This window comes from Bradyrhizobium sp. UFLA05-89, from assembly GCF_059803475.1.
The window spans coordinates 1-1,134 of sequence record NZ_JBANBA010000274.1 but is presented as its reverse complement, the minus strand read 5'-3'; the positions used below and the strand labels follow the sequence as shown (position 1 = coordinate 1,134).

The window sequence follows — 1,134 nt, the reverse complement described above, 5'->3', positions numbered from 1 at the left end:
TGAGTATGCCTGTCCATAAGGACAGTTCTCAACACAACGGTCCACCTGACAAGGCGGCCCCCAGCGGAGGATTACGATCAAATCGCCAGGATGCCATCAACTGTGGTCACCTGGCGGTGCTCGCCGGATGCGTACGAACAGATTGTCCGGTTTGCTCGCTCTATTATCCCATTCTACGACGAGCACGTAATCGACCTGTACCGTCGGATTTGCGCGCTGTACCGAATGGGGCGAAGGCACAGAAACAAAAGAAAGTCGCACAACAATCTGGAATCTGGCCGTGCCACGCCGACCACTAAAAACGTCGCACGAGGCTCGTTTCGTTCTCGGCGACTTCTCCGCGAAGGGCTTGGAAAATTAGGGTTTTCCAATGGTGGGCGCACCACGGCTCGAACCTGGGACCCGCTGATTAAGAGGCGTGTGATTTGCTAAGAAAATCAACGACTACGCCAACAACTGGAGCGCCAAAACTGCTTGAACCTACCAAGGGTTTCCCCCTTGTCGGAATGGCCGGTGGCGAATCCGCGGCGGAAAACAGCTGTCAGAGAAACTCACGAACCCACGTGAGGCATGCTGGAACAGCTTTGTCTTCGGCAGCCCAAAAGACAAGTGGACAAAGATTTCATTTCGCCAAGATAGGCCCGCTGGACCATTTCGTTGCCCCGCAGGCTCAGGGCCGAGCCGTGCAGCACTACCTGGCCTGTCTGTAGCACGTAGGTCTAGGTAAGCGGGATGGGGTTAGGTTGAATCGATTTGGGATTCCCAACTGTCCACCGGCTGCCAGTGGCGGGCCCTGCCGAGCGAGTTCCCGCCGTACTCGACGGTCCAGGGCTACTTTTATGCGTGGCGCGATAGTGGCAGGTGGCACATGATCGTTCGAGCTCTGGTGCGCAAAGCGCGGCAAGAACTTGGGCGCAAGCCGACACCGACGGCTGCCGTCATTGACAGTCAAACCGCTTCGACGACGCAGGCCGGCGGGCCACGCGGATTTGACCCCGGCAAGCGCCTTCATGGACGCAAGCGGCACATCGTCACCGATACCAATGGCCTTCTGTTGGCAGTTCACGTTCATCCCGCCAACGTTCAAGATGTCCACGGTGCTGTCCCGCTCCTGGAGCGCTTGCGAGAGCGCTT

The 1,134-nt window shown here is 57.8% G+C and carries 1 pseudogene; it reads left to right on the top strand.

Annotated features, from left to right (window positions below):
• Window positions 1-766 precede the first annotated feature (766 nt).
• Window positions 767-1,134: pseudogene (locus tag SO139_RS46225) on the top strand (IS5 family transposase); the annotation flags it as partial.